This window comes from Candidatus Cryosericum septentrionale, assembly GCF_003570995.1.
Lineage (GTDB): Bacteria > Caldisericota > Caldisericia > Cryosericales > Cryosericaceae > Cryosericum > Cryosericum septentrionale.
Window position 1 is genome coordinate 131,739 of the sequence record NZ_QXIY01000002.1, and the last position, 5,639, is coordinate 137,377.

Sequence of the window (5,639 nt, forward strand, 5' to 3'; positions counted from 1 at the left end):
CTGTTGAAAATCGCGCTCTGCAGGGCTCCGGTCTTAAGCAAGGACTCCTGGCGACGGGCCTCGGTGATGCCCGTCGCCGCGTCAGAGGCGGGGTTGAGAATGGCGGAATCGCGGACTTTTTTGGGCATGGCCGACCTCTCTTTAGGCGCGAACTGGTGGCAGAGTGCATTCGCTCTTGAACGGACCGCGTTGGTAACACTTATAGTTAGTATACCCAAATGTCAAGAAAGTACAACCAAAAAGCGCCCCTATCTTTGGAGCGCTCTTCTACTATTTTCTTTGTTTCAAGCTCGAACCGCAGGCCCAAACTTATACCCGTACATCCGACTCGGTCCAGGCAGGGCAAAGAGGAGGATCGACATCGTCTGGACGGCGAAGGCCGGCCGTCCACAGCCCGAGCCCAGAGGAGCTCCTGCGATACTGAAGCCACACCGCGCCGATGACTAGGGCGCAGATGGCGTCGCTGACGACCGCGCCGATCAGGATAGTGCAGATGTCCAGGAGATTCAACGGGGTCCTCCCTCCGTGGTGCGCATCAGCTGATTGATGGTGCTCAGCAGCTCTTGCAGTTTGTACGGTTTGCCGAGGAACCCCTGGACACTACCCTCCTCGAGCATCTGCTTGACGATGTCGTTGGAGGTATACCCAGAGTTCAGCAGGATGGGGGCCGTGGGGTCCAGGGCACGGATGGCCCGCACGATTTCGCTGGTCGTCATACCCGGCATGGTCATGTCCAGCAGGATGAGCCCGATGCCCACAGGGTGATCCCGCAGGACGTTCAAGGCCGATGCTCCGTCCGGTGCTGTCAGGACCGTATACCCGCTCCTGCTCAGGAGAGCCTGAGTGACCGCGCACACGAGTGGCTCGTCTTCGACCACTAGGACAGTGCCGCTGCCTGCGTTCACAGGAATGGATGCGGGAGCGAAGGATGGTGTGGGTTCTTCCAGGCAGCGTGGGAGGTAGACCTCGAACAGCGCCCCCTCGCCGGGGTCCGACTGGACCGTGACCCATCCACCGGCTTGGTGCGCCGCACCGTACACGATGGAGAGGCCGAGGCCCGTGCCATTGCCCACTGACTTCGTCGTAAAGAAGGGTTCGAAGATGTGTTGCAGGACCTGGAGTGAGATCCCCTGCCCCGTATCTGCGACACTCAGCACGACGAACTCCCCGGTGCAGGCGAAGGGATGGGCCTGCACATAGGCCGCGTCGACGACTGTATTCCGCGTGCCGACGGTGAGTGTGCCCCGACCCTCCATCGAATCCCGGGCGTTGACGCCCAGGTTCAGGAGGATCTGTGTCATCTGGGACTGGTCCATGAAGACGTTCCAGGCACCCGGTTGTAGCTTGTTGACGATGGTGACAGACGCTGGCAGGGACTGCGTCAGCACAGCCAGGGTCCGCTCGACCGATGCGTTCGTGTCGAGCGCGACAGGCTGGACCATGGCTCCACGGCTGAACGTCAGCAGGCCTCTGGTCAGGTTCGCCGCCTCCTGGGCGGCAGTCCCGATGGCATCGACGTTCTCGTGCAGTGGGTCGTTCAGGGACATGCTTTCCTTCACGATGGCCACGTTGCCCAGGATACCGGTCAGCATGTTGTTGAAGTCGTGCGCGACGCCTCCCGCAAGTTCGCCGACAGCTTCCATCTTCTGGGACTGCAGTAGCTGCGCCTGCATCCGCTGCCCCTCGGCTTCGGCCCGCTTGCGGTCGGAAATGTCATTGATGAAGGCAAGGAACGACGACTGGCCCTCTCCCTTGAATCGCTGAAGATGGACTTCGACCGGGTAGGTTGTGCCATCCTTGCGCCGATGGACAGTCTCGAACACCAGCAGTTCCTTGGTTCCGTCCCGCAGGGGCTGCAGCAGCTCCTCGAAGGCAGGTCTGGTGAACTCAGGCTTGATGTCCAGCGGCGTCATGTGCTGTAGTTCCGCCAAGGAGTAGCCCAGGTTGCGGAGGGCGGCCCCATCGACGTATGCGAACCTCAGTGACTTCTCGTCGAAGACGTAGATCTCGTTCAGACTCCGATCGAGCATGCTGAGGTAGTGCTCCTGTCCTGACTGGGCTGCCCTGGTCTCCGTGGTGTCGATGGCGTAGACACGCAGGGTCGCCGATTCAGGCGGTGCCATGATCACCCTGTAGAAGGTGGCCTGGCCGAGGGCGAACTCGTGAGCCTGGGGATGCGCTTCGCACAGGTGCCTCAACCGTTCAAGCTGCTCGGTGTTTTCTGGCAGAAACTGACGGGCGTCGCCTTGCAGACCAAGACGCGTGAGCACCTGCAACGCGGCCGCGTTGGCATATCGAACGGTACCGTCCAGGGCGATCTCTACCACTGGGTTGGGATTCTGACTGGGGAAGGACGCAAGCTGCACCAGCTCGTGTTCCATGGTCCTGCGCTCGGTGATGTCCTCCATCGTGACATAGACTTCGTACGGGGAGGTCTCGCCCACGCGGAACTGCGGTATGGCGTTGACGCGGACCCAGCGGTAGGCTTCCTCGCGGCGGTTGAAGATGCCGATGATAACGTCATGGACTGCTTCCCCGGTGCGCATGGCCTGCACTGAGGGCAGGAACTCGGCTGAGAACTCCGAGCCGTCCTCGTGGATGCTCCTCCACCATGGCTCCGTGGGGCGACGGGTCACGATCTCTCCCTGAGTGATCCCTAGCATACTGACGGCCGCCGCGTTGGCCGATACGATGGTATCGTCGGACGCGAAATACAGGACACCGATGGGCATTGACTCGAACAGCGTGCGGTACCGCTCCTCCGAAACCGTCAAGGCGTCTTCGGCGCGCTTGCGTTCGGAGATGTCCTCGACGAGGCCGATGAGGTACTTTGGAGGCTCTCCCTCCTGCCACAGCGGAGAGACCGTGAGGTTCACCCAGATGGTCTTGCCATCCTTGCGGCGATACCGTTTCTCCATGGAGTACTCATGCAGCTCGCCCTTGACGAGGAGGTCGACATTGTTCAAGTCGTCGGTCAGGTCATCGGGGTGGGTCAGTTCGTGGAAGTCCATCGTTAGCAGCTCATTCCGCGTGTACCCGACAATGTCCGCGAAGCGCTGGTTGACAAAGACGTACTTGCCGCTTGCCGTCTCGGTTTTGGTCACGCCGATGGCCGCCGTACCGAGGGGATAGATGGTCAGCACAGGCAGCGCGATGCGACTGAGCACGTGCAGAGCAGTCTGCCACGGCAGTGTGAACATGAGCGCCAGCATGACGACATGGACGGCATATCCAAGGCTCAGCAGGTCGCGCCAGGTGAGGGTGACGAGCGGACGTTTGAGGGCGTGGCGCCAGGCCAGGCCGATGAGCCCCGACGCCGTGATGACACAGACGCCCGTGAATGCCGCTGCGCCGCCTTGAAGAATGCGGTAGACGGAGGCCATGGCCATCACGATGACGGTGGGGACGGCCCCGAAGAACAGGCCGCTGATGCTGATGAGTATGGAGCGCGTGTCGAAGACGATACCCGGCTCGAATACCCAGGGCGCCGCCATGACGGCGATAGTGATGATGCTGAGTCCCGCCCCGATCATCACTTGACGCAGTCTGGTTTCCAGATTGAGCAGGCGGGTGTTGACGAGGTCGTAGACGAAGACCATGGCAACGAGCAGGGAGACATTGCTGACGAGCGCGACAAAGGACTCACGTGTCACCGGGCACCTCCCTGGTGCCTGCTTGGTGCACAGGAAAGGACCGCCAGCAGTTCAAGTGGCCTGCCATGCTCCATCGCATTTCTCCCCTTGCACGGACCGTTGTCACGCTGGCCGCGGGCCCGTTTGGCCCATAACCTTACTTGCTACAGCATAAAAACCGACAGCCGCAAGTCAAGCCGGGAGATGTGCCCCAGTATATCGTGTTCCCCTGGCGAGGGCACGCCTGGGCAGGAGGCGTTCCATGTGTCATTCCCGCGTATGCGGGAATCCAGTCTGGGGCCATGCGATTCCAGGGCAGCAGGCACGACCACATGGCAGCCATGCTTGTCACCCAGTGCCACCGTGTGACACAACGACCGGTCACGTCGTCGATTCGGTCATGAACGCCTTTCTGTGCTGATTGGCTCCTGCCTTGGCGGGTTTGCCGGGCACATTCATTATATTGGTTCTTTACACCAGGCGCCGTCGGCCTAGTATCTTGGATTGTCATGACAGGAATGTGCGGGAAGGTATCACGCGCCAGGTTCTTCCTGCACTGGAGATGATGGAATGCATCTAGAACCAGAGATCATACGACAGCTTGGCTACGTGCTGCTTGCTGTCTTACAGGCCGGTGTCTTCGTCCTGTTCGCCTATCAGTCGGTCATGTCGCTGTTCGGGTTCTACCAAAGGCGCAAACCGCCGCTGAGGGACCCCCTCACGCGGTTTGCCGTGCTCGTTGCGGCGCATAACGAGGCGCATGTCATCAGTGACGTGCTGGATTCGCTGGCATGGCAGGAGTATCCACGTGACCTCTTCGACGTCTACGTCGTCGCGGACAACTGCACGGACGATACCGCCGACGTGGCCCGTGGGCACGGAGCCATTGTCTATGAACGCACGGATACGGTCCTGACCGGCAAGGGCCACGCTATCGGCTGGCTCCTGGCGCGCATCAAGTCTACAGGCACGTCGTACGACATGATGGCGATATTCGACGCGGACAACCTGGTCAGTGCTAACTTCCTGCGCGAGGTCGACCGTTATGCGCAGGCGGGCCACCGTGTCGTCCAGGGGTATCTCGATATGAAGAACCCGGGGGACACGTGGATCTCGCTGTCATGTGCCATCGGGTACTGGTGCACCAACCGTTTCTGGGAGCTCGCCCGCAGCAATATCGGCCTTGCCTCCATGCTGGGTGGAACGGGCTCCTGCATGGCCATGTCGCTCATCGACGAGATCGGTTGGAATCCCCATTCCCTCACCGAGGACCTGGAGTTCACCATCAAGTGCGTCCTGCAGGGCGTTCACCCGACCTGGGCATGGGATGCGCACGTCTACGACGAGAAGCCCCTCACCATGCGCGCCTCCTGGAATCAGCGCATGCGCTGGATGCGCGGCCATTTCCAGTTGGGCTTCCGCTACGCCGGGCCTCTGTGGAAGCGCTTTTTCACCCGGTTCGACATGGCGGCGTTCGACATCCTGGTCTACATCGGGCAGCCAATCTGGATGGTCTTCTCCTATCTCCTGGTGCTCGTCAACGTCGTCATTTACTTTGCTCGTACGGCCGTGCCTGTGCGGGCATCCGCCGGTATCGTGCTCCCCTGGGTCTGGATTGCCCTGTTCGCGCTCGAGTGGTTTGCTCCTCCCATGCTCGTCGCAGCCCTGCTGCTCCAGAAGGTCAAGCCGAAGTACTGGTGGGGCGTGTTCCTGTTCGCCGTGTATGGGCTGACGTGGCTTCCGCTCGATTTCATCGCCCTCTTCACGCGCAACGACCAGACCTGGTTCCACACCATTCACAAGCAGGCCGCAGTCTCCAGCAAGTAGCGTCGACAGGCGGTTGCGGCATCCGGTAGCCATTGGGGTCAGCTGGTAATTCCGACCCAGGGTGGTAAGTTCACGGGATGACCTCCAACCCGTCCTCGCCAGGCCTGCCTGCTGTCCTTAGTCCATCATTCCCACTTCCCCTCCGTCATTCCCCCGAGCACTTTGTTCCCATACGAGGGG

Annotated in this window: 3 protein-coding genes; 1 reads left to right on the top strand and 2 read right to left on the bottom strand. The window is 60.9% G+C overall.

Annotated features, from left to right (window positions below; all coding sequences use genetic code 11):
• Positions 1-309: 309 nt before the first annotated feature.
• Together SMC1_RS01350 and SMC1_RS01355 are read right to left on the bottom strand one after the other, a co-directional pair.
• Entirely contained in the window at positions 310-510 is a 201-nt protein-coding gene (locus SMC1_RS01350) for a hypothetical protein (protein ID WP_119085016.1), read from the bottom strand.
• A complete protein-coding gene (locus SMC1_RS01355) occupies positions 507-3,653 on the bottom strand; it encodes a PAS domain S-box protein (protein ID WP_119085017.1) in 3,147 nt (1,048 codons plus the stop codon). Before SMC1_RS01355 ends, SMC1_RS01350 begins: the two co-directional genes overlap by 4 nt.
• A gap of 549 nt (positions 3,654-4,202) precedes the next feature.
• Between SMC1_RS01355 and SMC1_RS01360 the strand changes: the two genes are divergently transcribed.
• A complete protein-coding gene (locus SMC1_RS01360) occupies positions 4,203-5,459 on the top strand; it encodes a glycosyltransferase family 2 protein (RefSeq protein ID WP_119085018.1) in 1,257 nt (418 codons plus the stop codon).
• Positions 5,460-5,639 lie beyond the last annotated feature (180 nt).

Coding starts and splice junctions, on each gene's coding strand:
- SMC1_RS01360 (WP_119085018.1), top strand. CDS start 4,203: ATGCATCTAGAACCAGAGATCATACGACAGCTTGGCTACGTGCTGCTT.